This is a genomic window from Methylophilus sp. VKM B-3414, assembly GCF_032248435.1.
Classification (GTDB): Bacteria; Pseudomonadota; Gammaproteobacteria; order Burkholderiales; family Methylophilaceae; genus Methylophilus; species Methylophilus glucosoxydans.
This window is the reverse complement of record NZ_JAVTLI010000013.1, coordinates 287,060-302,844: the sequence shown is the minus strand read 5'-3', so window position 1 is coordinate 302,844 and position 15,785 is coordinate 287,060. Positions and strand designations below refer to the sequence as shown.

At 49.0% G+C, this 15,785-nt stretch carries 13 protein-coding genes, 1 tRNA gene and 1 pseudogene; 9 read left to right on the top strand and 6 right to left on the bottom strand.

The features are described 5' to 3' along the window. Positions 1-228 precede the first annotated feature (228 nt). The 8 genes and pseudogenes from Q9292_RS14140 to cheZ all read left to right on the top strand — a co-directional run bounded on the left by Q9292_RS14140 (position 229) and on the right by cheZ (position 10,421). Positions 229-3,408: a methyl-accepting chemotaxis protein gene (locus tag Q9292_RS14140; RefSeq protein WP_313989219.1), complete on the top strand. Its 3,180-nt coding sequence runs from the start codon at positions 229-231 to the stop codon at positions 3,406-3,408. Between the two features lie 816 nt (positions 3,409-4,224). Further along, positions 4,225-5,820, top strand: a pseudogene (locus Q9292_RS14135) (methyl-accepting chemotaxis protein); the annotation flags it as partial. A 56-nt stretch (positions 5,821-5,876) separates the two neighbouring features. Continuing rightward, a complete protein-coding gene (gene fae, locus Q9292_RS14130) occupies positions 5,877-6,584 on the top strand; it encodes a formaldehyde-activating enzyme (RefSeq protein WP_313989212.1) in 708 nt (235 codons plus the stop codon). 41 nt (positions 6,585-6,625) lie between these two features. Further along, on the top strand, positions 6,626-7,525 hold the full coding sequence (locus tag Q9292_RS14125; protein ID WP_194746682.1) for a CheR family methyltransferase: 900 nt from the start codon (positions 6,626-6,628) through the stop codon (positions 7,523-7,525). Next, complete coding sequence (gene cheD / locus Q9292_RS14120) at positions 7,522-8,130, top strand: chemoreceptor glutamine deamidase CheD (protein WP_124551641.1); 609 nt, start codon at positions 7,522-7,524, stop codon at positions 8,128-8,130. Before Q9292_RS14125 ends, cheD begins: the two co-directional genes overlap by 4 nt. A gap of 26 nt (positions 8,131-8,156) precedes the next feature. Then, entirely contained in the window at positions 8,157-9,227 is a 1,071-nt protein-coding gene (locus Q9292_RS14115) for a chemotaxis response regulator protein-glutamate methylesterase (protein ID WP_275355195.1), read from the top strand. A 112-nt stretch (positions 9,228-9,339) separates the two neighbouring features. After that, positions 9,340-9,738, top strand: a complete 399-nt coding sequence (gene cheY / locus Q9292_RS14110; protein WP_194746684.1) for a chemotaxis response regulator CheY — start codon at positions 9,340-9,342, stop codon at positions 9,736-9,738. Positions 9,739-9,740: 2 nt separating this feature from the next. Further along, positions 9,741-10,421 carry a protein phosphatase CheZ gene (cheZ, locus tag Q9292_RS14105; protein WP_194746685.1) on the top strand — a complete coding sequence of 227 codons (681 nt, stop codon included), beginning with the start codon at positions 9,741-9,743 and terminating at the stop codon, positions 10,419-10,421. Between the two features lie 79 nt (positions 10,422-10,500). On the opposite strand, the gene Q9292_RS14100 is transcribed toward cheZ, so the two are convergent. Then, entirely contained in the window at positions 10,501-10,878 is a 378-nt protein-coding gene (locus tag Q9292_RS14100; RefSeq protein ID WP_194746686.1) for a DUF779 domain-containing protein, read from the bottom strand. A 101-nt stretch (positions 10,879-10,979) separates the two neighbouring features. Next, positions 10,980-12,500: an aldehyde dehydrogenase family protein gene (locus Q9292_RS14095; protein ID WP_313989203.1), complete on the bottom strand. Its 1,521-nt coding sequence runs from the start codon at positions 12,498-12,500 to the stop codon at positions 10,980-10,982. A 323-nt stretch (positions 12,501-12,823) separates the two neighbouring features. Between Q9292_RS14095 and Q9292_RS14090 the strand changes: the two genes are divergently transcribed. Next, a tRNA-Ser gene (locus tag Q9292_RS14090) sits at positions 12,824-12,913 on the top strand. A gap of 46 nt (positions 12,914-12,959) precedes the next feature. On the opposite strand, the gene Q9292_RS14085 is transcribed toward Q9292_RS14090, so the two are convergent. From Q9292_RS14085 to Q9292_RS14070, 4 genes are all read right to left on the bottom strand, one after another. Further along, a complete protein-coding gene (locus Q9292_RS14085; protein ID WP_194746691.1) occupies positions 12,960-13,271 on the bottom strand; it encodes a ComEA family DNA-binding protein in 312 nt (103 codons plus the stop codon). A gap of 110 nt (positions 13,272-13,381) precedes the next feature. Further along, positions 13,382-14,077: an orotidine-5'-phosphate decarboxylase gene (pyrF, locus tag Q9292_RS14080; protein WP_194746692.1), complete on the bottom strand. Its 696-nt coding sequence runs from the start codon at positions 14,075-14,077 to the stop codon at positions 13,382-13,384. 51 nt (positions 14,078-14,128) lie between these two features. Further along, positions 14,129-15,361, bottom strand: coding sequence for a lipopolysaccharide assembly protein LapB (lapB, locus tag Q9292_RS14075; RefSeq protein WP_194746693.1), 1,233 nt, complete (start codon positions 15,359-15,361; stop codon positions 14,129-14,131). A 127-nt stretch (positions 15,362-15,488) separates the two neighbouring features. After that, on the bottom strand, positions 15,489-15,776 hold the full coding sequence (locus Q9292_RS14070) for an integration host factor subunit beta (RefSeq protein ID WP_018985241.1): 288 nt from the start codon (positions 15,774-15,776) through the stop codon (positions 15,489-15,491). Between the last annotated feature and the right edge of the window lie 9 nt (positions 15,777-15,785).

Genomic DNA, 15,785 nt, shown 5'->3' with positions numbered 1-15,785 from the left:
GACTTTAAACAGAACCATAAAAATACGTTTTACATTCAATTTGGATCTTTATCTTTAGCGGGATAATGATTACATAAATAGTGAATAAAAAATCTTATAAACGGATTTTATTATTCATATAAAAATTGGCTTTACGGTCATCGATTGACTTCAAGCTAGAAATAACTCGGAAGAGCAGTGCGTCAGCAATGCACGCCCCCTATTTATTTTTATGCAAAGGAAGTCAATATGCAGTTGTCTCAGCGCTTTCAATCTATTCAGGGCAAAATCGTCCTGATGGCAGGGCTGTCCATTCTGGTTAGCGGCAGCATTCTCGTCGGATCCTCTTATCTCTCAGCTAAAAACAATCAGCAACTGGTGTCTGAAAACGTATCGTTGTTAGTCAACGAAGGCACCAAAAACAGCTTGAAGAATCTGGCTGGCTCTGAAGCAGGAAAAATCCAGGCCAAGTTTGATGTCGCACTGGATGCGGCACGGACGATGGCAAATACTTTTGTGTTGAGTAAAGAGGGTTCGGTGGCACTGGGGCGTGACCAGATTAATGCCATCTTGCTCAATGTGCTGAAACAAAACCCAGAGTTCAATGGCACTTATAGTTGTTGGGAGCCGGATGCGCTTGATGGTAAAGATGACGCCTTTAAAACCGGCAGAGATGGCAACAATAGCCTCACCGGCCGTTTTACGCCTTATTGGAACCGTGATGAAAGCGGACGGATTGCGGTGCAACCACTGGTGGAGTATGACACGCTGGACAAGCACCCCAATGGCGTCATGAAAGGCGGCTGGTATCTTGGCCCCAAAACAAACCATACCGAAAGTGTATTGGACCCATTTCCTTATATTGTGCAGGGCAAATCTGTATGGCTGACCACGCTGTCGGTGCCCATTATCAAGAACGGCAAGTTTTATGGGGTCGCCGGGACTGACTACAATCTGGACTTTGTGCAAAAAACCGCTGAAGGTGCCAGCAAGAATCTGTTTGACGGCAAGGGCGAAGTGGTTATCGTCAGTAATATGGGGCTTATCGTGGCCGATAGCCGTAATCCAGGCTTGATTGGCCAGCCCTTTGGCAAAATTGTGGGCGACAGCAGCGCAAAGTATCTCCAAGAAATTCAGTCTGGTCGGGATATGGCAGCCATTGATGAGCAAGCCGGTCAAATGATGGCGCTCGCCCCGATTATGTTGGGCCGCACCGGCAAACCTTGGTCTGTCCTGATTAAAGTACCAACCGCCGTCGTGCTGGCAGAAGCGCAAGCGCTTGATCAACGATTGTCTAGCGGTGCGAATCAAGCCGCTTTATGGCAGTTATTGTTAGGCTTGATGGTGACGGCAACCGGGATTGCGGTCATCTGGTTTTCAGCCGCAAAAATTGCAAAACCCATACGTGAAGCCGCCCAGGTTGCACAGGACTTATCACTGGGTAGAACAGATGTCGTGATTGAGGTGCATAGCCAGGATGAAACCGGCCAGTTAATGACGGCCATGCAAAGCATGGTCAAGTCGATTAAGTTACTCATTCATGATACCCATGGCCTGGCACAATCTGCGGTACAAGGCAATCTCTCTACACGGGCAGACATTCAGCCGCATCAAGGCGATTTCCGCAAAGTGGTTGAGGGGATAAACGAGACACTGGATGCAGTTGTAACGCCTTTGGGTGTGGCTGCGAGCTATGTGGAACAGATCGCCAAAGGTGAAATTCCAGAAAAGATTACGGCTGACTATAAAGGCGATTTTAACGCCATTAAAAACAACCTGAACCAGTGTATAGAGACCATTAATAGTATGGTGTATGACACTGAAGAATTGGTGCACGCAGCGGTAGAAGGCCGTTTATCCACCCGTGCGGATGCCAGCAAGCACCAAGGTGACTTCCGCAAGATTGTCCAGGGCGTGAACGAGACGCTGGATGCGGTGATCGATCCTCTCAACGTGGCCGCCCAATATGTGTCCGATATCTCCAAGGGCAATATCCCGGCCAAGATTACCGACCACTACAATGGTGACTTCAACACGATTAAAGACAATCTCAACCAGTGTATAGACGCCGTCAATGCGCTGATTAGCGATGCCGACATGCTGTCACAAGCCGCGGTCGATGGCAGACTCACCACCCGTGCCGATGCCAGCAAACACAATGGCGACTTCCGCAAGATTGTTGAAGGCGTCAACAACACCCTGGATTCCGTGATTGGACCATTGAATGTGGCTGCGAATTACGTAGACCGCATTTCCAAAGGCGACATCCCTGAGCGCATTACCGACCATTACAATGGCGACTTCAACGAGCTCAAGAACAACCTCAATACTTGTATTGAAGCGGTCAACCTGCTCGTCAACGACGCCAATCAACTGGCCGAAGCCGCAAAAGAAGGACGCATCACCGTGCGTGCTGATGTCGACAAACACAATGGCGACTTCCGCAAGATCATTGCAGGCGTGAACAACACGCTGGACATGATCGTAGAACCGATCATTGCAGTGACCGAAGCAGTGGAAACCATCACCACGGCCGCCAATGAAATCTCCAGCGGTAACTCAGACCTGTCTGCGCGTACCGAGCAGCAAGCCTCCAGCCTGGAAGAGACTGCCGCCAGCATGGAACAACTGGCTTCGACCGTGAAACAGAACGCTGATAACGCCAAACAGGCCAACCAGCTGGCGCTGACCGCCTCAGGCGTTGCCGTCAAAGGTGGCCAGGTGGTGAACGAAGTGGTTGCCACCATGAGTGCGATCAACGAAAGTGCCAAGAAGATCGAAGACATTATTTCGGTGATCGACGGCATTGCCTTCCAGACCAACATCCTGGCCTTGAACGCAGCGGTAGAAGCAGCGCGTGCAGGTGAGCAGGGCAGAGGCTTTGCGGTGGTCGCGGGTGAAGTACGTAATCTGGCGCAACGCTCAGCCAGTGCAGCAAAAGAGATCAAGGAATTGATCACTGACTCTGTGAACAAGACCACCGAAGGCACCAAACTGGTTGAGAATGCTGGTAACACCATGGAAGAAGTGGTTTCCTCAGTCCAGCGTGTGGCCGATATCATCAGTGAGATTTCAGCCGCATCTACCGAGCAGTCAACGGGCATTGACCAGGTCAACCAGGCAGTGACCAGCATGGATGAAACCACCCAGCAGAACGCTGCACTGGTTGAAGAGGCTGCTGCTGCGGCAGAATCGCTGGTCGATCAGGCCAATCAATTAGCCGATGCCATTAGTCAGTTTAAACTGGAGGGCGTGGCCGCTGGCGGGTTTTCCAGTGCGCACGCAAACACGCACCGCGTGTCTGAGAAAAAACATGCAGTCAACCTGACTGCCATGCATAAACATAAAGTCAGCCCAAGCCGTGGCGCTGGTGATCCGGGCAAGTTGCTCAAAACGGGCACGCACGATCATAGCTGGGAAAGTTTTTAAGCGCCAAATTGCTTTCTGTAGCAGCACATAGGGCTTAAATCCCCCTGTTTGCTGCTGCAAAGGCTAAATGGCTCGAATAATCCCCATGATCAAAACCACCCTGCCAGGTAAGTAATTACGACGATAAGAATTTCTTTAGGGGGGCAATTACCGCAAAAGAACCAAATTTCCCCTTTTTACATGCAATTCAAAAGTGGCTTGCATGCTGAATAATCGCTGACATAGGTCGATAAATAGACCAAATAATAAATTATCTGGATCTGGAAAAAAGGAGTGAAACGCATGTTCGCTGATCAATGGGGTGCGCTTGCGGGAAGACTTTCTCGTACTAAGCTTTCATTACAACTGACGATGATACTGGGCGTGCTGGTATGCAGTCTGTTGGCACCACTGGTTTTAAATACCGGTTCAGGTATGGGTTTCATGCTTCATGCGGGATTAACGCTGTTGGCCATATTCATGGCATGCGGTCTGACCGCTTCAGTGAAGCACGTGGTAGGTGGCGAGCCCTTGCAAACACTGCAAGCCGCACAATCTCTGGCGCAGGGTGACTTTGCTGTGCAGACAAGCGCAGCCACAGCCTCGGTGGCAGATGCAATCAATCAGTCAAAAGCCGGTTTTGCAAACTTCAAACAGCAATTGGCGCTGATAGAAGCCGAGCATGCCAAAGGCAACCTTAACGCGCAACTGGATGTGACTGCGTTTGCAGGGGAGCTGAGCCAGTCTGCCGCAAGCGTGAACCATCTGTTAAACATGCATGTGGCCAGTATGGAAAAAGCCGGCCGCGCCGTTGAGGCGCTGGGTCGTGGTGAGCTGAATACGCAGCTTGAACGCTTGCCAGAACATTTGCATGCCTTCAATCAAGGCTTCGATGGCCTCAAATCTAACGTACAGGCATTGATTCAGGATCTGACAGCAATGGCTAAAAACCATGCCGAAGGTGAAACGGATGCGCGTTTGAATAGCGGTCAATTACAGGGTGATTTTAAAGTGGTGGCTGACGTTGTGAATCGCATGATTCATGGCTATGTGACCGAAACCGAGCGCTTTATTGCAGTCATGGACAGTATTGGCCGGGGTGACCTGACGGCGCAACTGGAAGCCATGCCAGGCAAGAAAGCCGCCATGAACAAGAGCGTAGATCGTATCCGCGGCAACCTGAAAGGGATTGTAGACTCTGTAAACTGGGTCAATGCCGAGCACGAAAAAGGCAATATTGATATGACCCTGCGTGCAGACATGTTCAAAGGCCAGTTCTCATTATTGGCTGAAAGTATCAACAATATCGTGGCTGGACATATCGAGTTGAATCAAAAAGCCATGGCCTGCGTACAAGCGTTTGGTGATGGTAATTTTGATGCACCGCTGGAGCAGTTTCCAGGCCTCAAGGCAAAAATCAATCAAACCATAGAGCAAGTGCGCAGCAACCTGAAAGCCTTGAATGCCGACGCCCAAATGCTTGCTGAAGCGGCAAAAGAGGGGCGTGTGACCGTCCGCGCCAATGCAGACAGACACCCAGGCGATTATCGCAAGATTGTGCAAGGCATGAACAATACGCTGGACATGATTGTAGAGCCAGTGTTGACGGTGAAGACCGCAGCGGAATCTATCAATATTGCTGCCAAGGAAATTGCCCAGGGTAATGCCGACTTGAGTCGCCGTACTGAGGACCAAGCGGCCAACCTGGAAAAAACAGCTTCCAGCATGGACGAGCTCGCATCGACAGTGAAGCAGAATGCCGAAAACGCCAAGCAGGCGAATAATTTAGCTGCACAGGCCTCACAAGTTGCCGTCAAAGGTGGCGAGGTCGTCGGTGCGGTGGTGGCCACCATGAGTGATATCAATGAGAGTGCCCGCAAGATTGAAGACATTATTTCCGTGATTGATGGCATTGCCTTCCAGACCAACATTCTGGCGCTAAATGCAGCGGTAGAAGCGGCCCGGGCCGGTGAGCAAGGTCGGGGTTTTGCAGTGGTGGCGGCCGAAGTGGGTAGCCTGGCGCAACGCTCATCCGTGGCTGCACGTGAAATTAAAGAATTGATTACTGACTCCGTGAACAAAACAGCAGAAGGTAGCCGTCAGGTGCAGGAAGCTGGAAACACAATGCATGAAATCGTGGATTCCGTGAAACGGGTCAGTGTGATTATTGGTGAAATTGCATCGGCATCGAATGAGCAAAGTGCCGGCATCGCCATGGTCAACGATGCGGTGATCCGCATGGATGATGTGACGCAGCAAAACACAGCTTTGGTTGAAGAGGCTGCTGCGGCTGCAGAGTCCCTGATGGATCACGCCAATGAGTTGGCTAGCGCAGTAGGGGTATTTATTGTGGATGGACAGGCAAAAGCGTCCAGCCATCGCGCAGGAAATGCAGACTGGGACGATGATTATCGTCAGGTCAGCAACGGTTAGGGCAGGGTAGCGAACGCCCTTTAATAAAGTAGTACTTTTTATATCAGGAGTTAAAAATGGCAGTGATTGATCGAGTATTGATTGGCGAAGGTTTAGTCATCGAAGAGCGTCCAGAAGGTGGTTTGGATTTGAAAAATGTGGCCCACATTGACTTGATTATGGGTCCACGCGGTAGCGCTGCAGAAGACGCATTTTGTCGTACGCTCACCGACCAAAAACAAGGCGTAAACGGTTTGTTGGCGATTGCAGCGCCAAACATGATGGTAAAACCAAACACCGTAATGTTTAACAAGGTGACCATTAAAGATGGACGTCAGGCAACACAAATGTTTGGCCCGGCACAACGTGGTGTAGCGATGGCTGTAATGGATTGCGTCGCTGACGGCACGATCCCGCTGGAAGAGGCAGATGATGTATTTATCTGTGTTGGTGTATTCATCGACAGCAAAGCTGACATGGATGACCGTATCCAGGACTGGAACTACCGTGCAACAAAAATGGCGATTAAAGCCGCCGTTGCGCGTGAGCCTAAAGCTGCTGACGTTGTGAAGCAGTACAAGGAAGCGTTGCATCCATTTGCTGCACAAACCCCGGAAGCACAAAACCGTCGTGCTGAAGACAAAGCTGCTGCCTTAGCAATTTCTCAAATGCAAGAGCGCAGCAAGCATGCAAAAAGCAGCTATGAAACCCAAGTTAAAGATAATCAGCAAGTTGATTTGGCCATTTCACAAATGAGAGAGCGTATCAACACGACACGCGCTTAATTCTGGCAGTGTATGCCCGCGGATTTGCATAGGATAACGAAGTGAGTGCATTAAAAAAACAAGAGCAAGAAGATCGCGAGTTTTTGTTTACGCGCGATGATTTCGTCAGAATTAAAAGTCTGATTTATCGCCATGCAGGCATTTCATTATCCGATGCAAAGACCGATATGGTCTACAGCCGAATCGGTAGGCGTTTGCGCGCGCTGGACATGAATAGTTTCAAACACTATCTGGACACGCTCGAGCAGCAGAACAATGCGGATGAGTGGCAGGCATTTACCAATGCGCTAACCACTAATTTGACCTCGTTTTTTCGGGAAGAACATCATTTTCCGATTTTGGCCGAACATCTGGTGAAGCTGTCAGCCAACCGGCGAGGAAAACCGCTACGTATCTGGTGTTCTGCGGCATCGACAGGCGAAGAGCCTTATTCGATTGCGATCACCGCTTGCGAAGCGTTTAATAGCTTGAAACCGCCTGTAGAAATTGTTGCCACAGACATTGATACCAATGTGCTGGCGACGGCGAGTGCAGGCGTGTACCCGCTAGACCGGGTCAAGAAAATGGATGACGGTCGTGTACGCAAATTTTTTGAACGTGGCACAGGCAAGCATGACGGCCTGGTCCGTGTCAAAAAAGCCGCCCGTGACCTGATTCATTTTCACCAATTGAATTTACTGGATGCACAATGGCCATTTCATGATGGCTTTGATGTGATTTTCTGCCGCAATGTCATGATCTATTTTGACAAGCCGACACAAGGCAAAATCATTGAAAAATTTGTCAACCTCATGCATGAAGACAGTTTGTTATTGGCGGGCCATTCAGAAAACTTTTTGTATGTGTCCGACCACCTGCAACTGTTGGGAAAAACCGTCTATAAATTAAAAACCAGTGGCGCGGCACGTTCCAGCCTCTTTACGCATCGGAAATCGCTATGAGTGTCATGCAAGAAGAAATTTCTAACACCCTGTATTTTGACAGAACATTTAATTGCAATGCTGCCAAAATTTCACCAGGGGAGTATTACTACACAGACAAGGACATGTTGATTGTCACCGTGCTTGGGTCCTGTGTTTCTGCCTGTATCCGTGACAGCCGTACCGGCATTGGTGGCATGAACCATTTCATGTTGCCAGAGGGGGGCAGTGCAGACAAGGACAGCCCGATCTCTGAGTCCATGCGCTATGGCACTTATGCCATGGAAGTCTTGATCAACCAGCTGTTGCGTAACGGCGCCAAGCGCGAAAACCTCGAAGCTAAAATTTTTGGGGGCGGCAACGTCTTGCGCAGCTTTACCACCAATAACGTGGGTGATCGTAATGCTGCGTTTGTCAAAAAATATCTGAAAGAAGAAGGGATTAAAGTCACCGGCGAAGATTTGCTGGATATTTATCCCCGCAAGGTTTATTTCTTTCCCAAAACCGGTAAAGTACTGGTTAAAAAGCTGAAACAATTGAACAACTACACCTTGGTCAAGCGCGAGCAAGCTTACTCCAGCAAGCTGCAAACCAACGATGTGGGTGGAGATATCGATTTGTTCTAATAATAATTAAAACAAGGGGTTATGCCATGAAAACAAAAGTGCTGGTGATTGACGACTCGGCATTGATACGCAGTTTGTTGAGCGAAATCATTAACGACACCAAGGATCTGGAAGTGGTTGGAACCGCACCGGATCCGCTGGTCGCGCGCGAGATGATCAAGCAGTTGAATCCGGATGTACTCACGCTGGATGTAGAAATGCCACGCATGGACGGTCTGGATTTTTTAGAAAAACTGATGCGTTTGCGTCCGATGCCCGTGCTTATGGTATCCACGCTGACAGAAAAAGGCTCTGAAATCACTTTGCGTGCACTGGAACTGGGTGCCACCGACTTTGTTACCAAACCCAAAATGGGCATTACCCAGGGCATGCAGCAGTATGCCGCCGAGATTACTGACAAGATCCGTGTTGCTGCCAGGGCAAAAATCAGCACCTTGCAAAGTATTGCCAAAGCGTCTAATACGCAGATGCAACAAAGTCCCATCCGCAATCCGCTCATCAGTAGTGAAAAACTGCTGATTATTGGCGCCTCTACTGGCGGCACCGAAGCGATCAAGTCCTTTTTAATGCAGATGCCTTCTGATTGCCCCGGCATTTTAATTACCCAACATATGCCTGCAGGCTTCACCAAGTCCTTTGCTAGTCGTCTGGATAGTCTGTGCAAAATTGCCGTCAAGGAAGCCGAAGATGGTGAGCGCGTATTGCCTGGCCATGCCTATATCGCGCCTGGGGATCAGCATTTACTGCTCGCCAGAAGTGGCGCCAACTATGTCACCCGTTTATCTGACGCCGAGCCGGTGAATAGACATAAGCCATCAGTCGATGTATTGTTTGATTCAGCGGCTACAAACGCCGGTAAAAACGCCGTCGGGATCATTTTAACGGGCATGGGCAAAGATGGCGCCGCGGGCATGTTGCGCATGAAGAATGCCGGCTCTTTCAATTTTGCCCAAAACGAAGAAAGCTGTGTGGTGTATGGTATGCCACGCGAAGCGGTTGCGCATGGTGGTGTTCACGAAGTCGGGCATTTAAAAGACTTGCCGCGTCTGGTGTTACAACATCTTGCAACTAACAGTGAACGCGCCATTCGCGTATAGTACTGTGAGGAATAAACCGGTAAATCCCAGCTTTATCCTGATTAGCATTGACCATGGTTCGTTCCATAATACAGGCTACGGGATTAGTAATTAAATGATAGCGGAGTAACAAATGGGCAACCCAAATACTAAATTTCTGGTAGTGGATGATTTTTCTACGATGCGTAGAATTGTGCGCAACCTGCTCAAAGAACTTGGTTATAACAATGTTGAAGAAGCAGAAGATGGTGCAGATGCCCTCAACAAGTTGCGCAATGGTGACTTTGAATTCGTGGTTTCCGACTGGAATATGCCCAACATGGACGGTTTGACCATGTTGCAGAATATCCGTGCAGACAGCAAATTATCCAAATTGCCTGTATTGATGGTCACTGCCGAGGCAAAAAAAGAAAACATTATTGCTGCGGCCCAGGCCAAAGCGAGTGGCTATGTGGTGAAGCCTTTCACTGCGGCCACACTTGAAGAGAAGTTATCCAAAATCTTTGAAAAATTGGAAAAAGGCGAGGTGTAACCATGACCGAAGCGATCAATCCGAATCAGGATCATGCGGCGATGGATCTTGCCTCTAACCTGATTTCCACGATGAGTCCCAATCAGCAAGAGGAAATGATCAGCCGGATTGGACACATGACCCGCTCCTTGCACGATAATCTGAGTGCACTGGGCTATGACAAGGTGCTGGAACAAGTCGCGCAGGAAATTCCTGATGCCAGAGACCGGTTAAGTTATGTGGCAAAAATGACTGAACAGGCGGCTGAGCGTGTGCTGAACGCCACTGATCTGGCCACGCCTTTACAGTCAGAGTTATCTGATCGGGCTGCAGTGTTGAAGCAACGCTGGGAAGAGGTCATGCAGCGTGCTTCGCTCAAATCGGAATACGATGCTGTTGTCCATGAAACACTGGAATATATGTCACTGGTCAGTCAACACACATCGACTACCAAATCGTTACTGATGGATATCATGATGGCGCAGGACTTTCAGGATCTAACCGGCCAGGTGATCAAAAAAGTGACCTCACTGGCACAAGACCTGGAGAGACAATTGGTGCAAGTGTTGGTAGATTTTTCTCCTGCGGCCAAAAAAGACGAAGACTCCTTGATGAATGGTCCACAAATTGATCCACATAACACAGTGGATGTGGTCGCCAATCAGGAACAGGTGGATGATCTGCTGGAAAGCCTGGGCTTTTAATTCTCAGCGTTTATCCAGTGTCGTCCTAGCAAAGGCATCTTAGGATGCCTTTTTTATTGATCAGGCAGACTTCTACTTATTAAAGCCCGACGCGCTCTTCGGGTTTTAGCGCAGCGAGTTCCTCATCCGAATATAAGCGGCCTCGCGTGATAAAGGCCATGCCACTGCCACAATCGAGTGAAAATGAGCCACTCGAGCCCGGCATCGCATCGAGGATGGTGTGCGTACTGTGCATAAAACTGAAATGACTGTCACTCATGTAAAAAATAGCACCACCGGGCAAGGTTCCCAGTTTGACATCCATCGGACTGGCGATGTATTCGGCGGCTGGTAGGCACATCGGGCCACTGCCTTCACAACATCCGCCTGATTGAAAAAATACAATTGGGCCATGCTGGGCGGTTAATTGCTCAATGAGCGCGATGGCCGCTGGCGTTGCAGAAACACGTTCAGTCATGCTCTTCCCCTGTTTATAGTGTGATAGATAGATAAAAAAAGGAGCGAAAAATTCGCTCCTTTAGATCAAACAAATGTCTGTTTTAGCATTCCCGCCAAGATTTAGAAGAATCCCAGTTTTTTCGGGCTGTAGCTGACCAGCAGGTTTTTGGTTTGCTGGTAGTGGTCCAGCATCATTTTATGCGTTTCACGGCCAATGCCGGACTCTTTGTAGCCACCGAATGCGGCATGCGCAGGATAAGCGTGGTAGCAGTTAGTCCAAACGCGGCCAGCCTTGATGCCACGGCCCATACGGTAAGCGCGGCTGCCGTCACGCGACCAGACGCCTGAACCCAGGCCGAAAATGGTGTCGTTGGCAATGCTCAGTGCTTCAGCTTCATCTTTAAAGGTGGTCACTGCCAGCACAGGTCCAAAAATTTCTTCCTGGAAGATGCGCATTTTATTATGACCTTTGAACAAGGTCGGCTTGATGTAATAGCCTTCAGCCAGATCACCGCTGAGTACATTACGCTCACCTCCGCACAATAACTGCGCACCTTCCTGACGACCAATATCCATGTAGGAGAGGATTTTGTTTACTTGGTCTTGGGATGCCTGCGCACCAATCATGGTGTTGGGGTCAAGTGGGTTACCTTGTTTGATGGCGGCAACACGTGGCAATACACGCTCCATAAACTTGTCGTAAATGGATTCCTGGATTAACGCACGGGAAGGGCAGGTACAGACTTCACCCTGGTTAAATGCAAACAGCACCAAGCCTTCTACGGCTTTATCCAGGAAATCATCATCGGCAGACATGATATCTTCAAAGAAGATGTTAGGCGATTTTCCACCCAGTTCGAGGGTTGCTGGAATCAGGTTGCTGGCTGCAGCCTGGGCAATATAACGGCCGGTGGCTGTCGAACCAGTAAAGGCGATTTTCGCGATACGCTTGCTGGTAGAGAGTGGGGCACCTACTTCACGGCCAAAGCCGTTGACGATGTTGATGACGCCAGGTGGAATCAAATCAGCAATCACTTCCATCAGGATCAGCAGGCTAATCGGTGTGAACTCTGCAGGCTTCATCACCACCACGTTACCCGCGGCCACAGCTGGCGCCAGTTTCCAGGCGGCCATCAGAATAGGGAAGTTCCACGGAATAATCTGGCCGACCACGCCTAGTGGCTCGTGAAAGTGGTAGGCAACGGTATGTTCATCCAGTTCACTAATGCTGCCTTCTTGCGCACGCAATGCCCCGGCAAAATAGCGGAAATGGTCTGCTGCCAATGGAATATCGGCATTCATGGTTTCGCGGATAGGCTTACCGTTATCGACGGTTTCGGCAGTCGCGATCAACTCAAGGTTTTGCTCGATGCGATCAGCAATTTTCAGCAACAAGTTGGAGCGATCAACGACAGAAGTCTTGCCCCATTTATCGGCTGCTGCATGCGCTGCATCCAATGCCAATTCAACATCCTCGGCGCTAGAACGTGCAGCTTGAGTGTAGGGCTTGCCAGTAATAGGCGAGATGACATCAAAATATTCACCTTTGACCGGTGTAACCCATTTTCCACCGATAAAGTTATCATACTTGGCTTTATAGGGCACTTTAACGCCCATCGCCTTGAGAAGATCCAAACTCATAGTAACTCCTGTGTTTTTTCTATTAATATCGTAGCAGAACTGCTCTCCAAACCGCCTACATCAAATCGCAACTAGATATCGCGATAAACATACGTTAACACCTTATTTTATAAGGCTTAGCCGTGTGTTTGTGTGCTAAACATTAAACCTTAAAAATAACAAAAGCAAGCTTTTTAGCCAACTTTATACTGTTTTATAAGATAGCAGACCTGACATCTTGCTAGCCCTAAAACAGGCCATATGCAGTGTGAAAGTCGCCAGTGATTGCACCATAAAATGATTTGGCGTCTTTAACTTTTATGGGTATAATCCCGCCTTCTTTCGGAGAGATGGATGAGCGGTTTAAGTCACCACCCTGGAAAGGTGGCATAGGGGCAACTCTATCGAGGGTTCGAATCCCTCTCTCTCCGCCAAATAAAAAAAGCACCCAATAGGGTGCTTTTTGTTTAATGTAGACCGTTATTTCTTTTTCTCTGCTACTTTTTCGGTTTTATTAGCCTCAGCCGCAGTTGCTTTCTTGGCGCCGACGCTCACATCTTTCTTCAGGTTTGCCAAGGTTGCCTGGCCTATGCCTGGCACTTGATCTAGCTCTTCTACTGACTTAAAGCCACCACTCTTTTTTCGATATTCAATGATGGCTTGCGCCTTGGCTGGACCGATACCATTCAGGCTTTCAAGTTCAGCCTGGCTGGCCGTATTGATATCAACCACCGCATAAGCGGCTGGCAATAAAAGGAAATACATCAGGTAACCCATAAGCGTTTTCATCATATGACCTCCAGAATCGTTAAGTATAAAAAAACAGGCATTGCGCCTGTTTTTAATTCTACTGAGCCCGTTCATGATCGGACGGCTAACGCCCTTAAATTAATTTAAAAATGTTAAATATTTTTAATAATTGTATTTAATGCAACAATCGGGTCATCTGCTTGTGTAATTGGCCTGCCTATCACCAAGTAGCTGGCGCCTAATGCGATGGCATCTGCAGGCGTCACAATTCTGGTTTGATCGTCCTTTGCAGAGTCCTTGGGGCGAATACCCGGGGTGACCAGACAAAAGTCAGGCCCCAATGCTTTTCTGAGCATGCTGGCCTCTTGTGCTGAACAAACTACACCATCTAAGCCAGATTGTTGTGTCAGTGTGGCCAATGCGAGTACCTGTTCAGGCAGGGCGCGCTGGATCCCCAAACTATGCAACGTTGGCGCATCCATACTGGTTAATACCGTGACAGCGATTAGCAGCGGCGCTTGATCACCAAAGGCTTTATCCAAGCCTTCACGTGCAGCCTGCATCATGGGTTGCCCACCACTGGCGTGAACATTGACCATCCATACGCCTAAATTTGCGGCGGCCTGACAGGCTTTTGCCACAGTATTCGGGATATCGTGAAATTTGAGATCGAGGAACACATCGTATTGCCGCGCAACCAGTTGTTCGACAAGCTGAGGCCCGGCGGCGGTAAACAGTTCCTTACCCACCTTGAGTTTACACAGGCTTGGGTCAAGCCGATCTACTAGCGCGATTGCCGATTTGGCATCTGCATAATCCAGGGCAACAACAATTTTACTGTCGGTCATAAAGGAATTGTCTTAGGAATGAAACGGGTTGGGGAAGGGCGCCAAACGGTTTTATTTTCGTTTAAGTAACTTGATATCTCGAATGGTCGCTTCAGTGGGTTCGGGCGGCAGCGACTCCCAGGCATTACAGGCTGGGCATTGCCAATGATATTGTTTGGCCCGGAAACCACATTGGTCGCAATAATAGGCGGCACGGTCACCAATGGCATTGCGAACGGTTTGCTGCATCAACTGTAAATCATGTTGTTCATCCTGGAGCATGGCGCGCGCTTGGAGCAATTGATCCAGCGATTTGAGGCTGGGTTTGCGGATCAACTCGTTACGGGCAAGTTTTGCCGCTTTATCCGCACCTTCAGCCTGCAGGGTGGCCTCATACAACACCGACATAATGCTACTGAGTTGATACAACTCCAGATAGTAATGGAGTTGGCTCAGGCCTTCCTTTAAGCCTCTGGACAGTTTGAGGTCGCCTTCGCTTTCCTCTTCACCATACAGCGCAGCATAGCTTTTAAGCATTTTTTGCGCGACCAGGCCCAGATGTTCTGGATGCTGCATTTCTATGCGTTTCCAAAGTGCAATCGCATCAGAATGGTGGCCTTGATGTGCAGCGATATCGCCCAATAAGACATTTGCGCGTACACAGTTCTTATTGGCGTCCAGCGCTTGTTCGAGTTGGACTTTTGCAGAGGACCAATCCTGCTTGATCATGGCATTGGCAGCCAATTCACAATAATACTGAGCGACCTCTTTGCGATAAGAGACGCCTGACGAACGCTCTAATTCGGTGGCAATGCCAATGGCGAGTGACCATTCGCGTTCCTTGACATAAATCTCAAGCAGGTGACGTAAGGCCGCTTGTTCATAGCGAGTATGGCGCAGTGTTTGAAAAATTTCTTCGGCACGATCATATAGGCCTGCCTTGAAGTAATCCTGCGCCAATTCAACTTTGATTGATGTCGATTGCTGCTCGGTGAGTTCGTAGTTTTCTAGGAGATTTAAGTGCAAGTGAATCGCGCGGTCTGTCTCACCTGTGCGGCGAAACAGGCTCCCCAATACAAAATGCAGTTCCAGGGAGTCTTTGTTCATGTAAAGCGCCTCACTGAACGCATCCACCGCTTTGTGGTACTGGTCAGCAATGAGCAGATTCAGACCTTTAAAATAGGTGGCTGGCAATGAGGTGGATTCAGCAATCAGTTGCTTGATATCCACGCGGGCTGCAATCCAGCCCAATGTAAAAAACAGAGGCAGAATCAATAACCACCAATACTCGAATTCAACCAGCATAAAAGCTCTCTTGTTTGATCACATGACATTTTACCCAAGCGCTCCTCAATGCGCCATCAATAGCGGTCTGAGCAGCCAAAAAAAACGGTATCCGAAGATACCGTTTTTTACTGCTGAATCACAAAAATTAAGATTCGATCGCGTCTACGCGGTCACGCAACTCTTTACCAGCCTTAAAGTGCGGCACGTATTTCGCTGGCACCTGTACTTTGGTACCAGTTTTCGGGTTACGTCCCAAACGAGGCGGGCGGTAGTTCAAGCTAAAGCTGCCAAAACCGCGTATTTCGATACGCTCACCTGTTGCCAGGTTTTCCGTCATTGCATCAAGGATGGTCTTGACGGATAACTCTGCGTCTTTCAGCACAAGTTGCGGAAAGCGCTGGGCAAGCAGGTCTATTAGTTCAGATCTTGTCATGATCTAAAG

Coding starts and splice junctions, on each gene's coding strand:
- Q9292_RS14095 (WP_313989203.1), bottom strand. CDS start 12,500: ATGAGTTTGGATCTTCTCAAGGCGATGGGCGTTAAAGTGCCCTATAAA.
- cheY (WP_194746684.1), top strand. CDS start 9,340: ATGGGCAACCCAAATACTAAATTTCTGGTAGTGGATGATTTTTCTACG.
- cheZ (WP_194746685.1), top strand. CDS start 9,741: ATGACCGAAGCGATCAATCCGAATCAGGATCATGCGGCGATGGATCTT.
- Q9292_RS14140 (WP_313989219.1), top strand. CDS start 229: ATGCAGTTGTCTCAGCGCTTTCAATCTATTCAGGGCAAAATCGTCCTG.
- Q9292_RS14115 (WP_275355195.1), top strand. CDS start 8,157: ATGAAAACAAAAGTGCTGGTGATTGACGACTCGGCATTGATACGCAGT.
- lapB (WP_194746693.1), bottom strand. CDS start 15,361: ATGCTGGTTGAATTCGAGTATTGGTGGTTATTGATTCTGCCTCTGTTT.
- pyrF (WP_194746692.1), bottom strand. CDS start 14,077: ATGACCGACAGTAAAATTGTTGTTGCCCTGGATTATGCAGATGCCAAA.
- fae (WP_313989212.1), top strand. CDS start 5,877: ATGGCAGTGATTGATCGAGTATTGATTGGCGAAGGTTTAGTCATCGAA.
- Q9292_RS14100 (WP_194746686.1), bottom strand. CDS start 10,878: ATGACTGAACGTGTTTCTGCAACGCCAGCGGCCATCGCGCTCATTGAG.
- cheD (WP_124551641.1), top strand. CDS start 7,522: ATGAGTGTCATGCAAGAAGAAATTTCTAACACCCTGTATTTTGACAGA.
- Q9292_RS14085 (WP_194746691.1), bottom strand. CDS start 13,271: ATGATGAAAACGCTTATGGGTTACCTGATGTATTTCCTTTTATTGCCA.
- Q9292_RS14070 (WP_018985241.1), bottom strand. CDS start 15,776: ATGACAAGATCTGAACTAATAGACCTGCTTGCCCAGCGCTTTCCGCAA.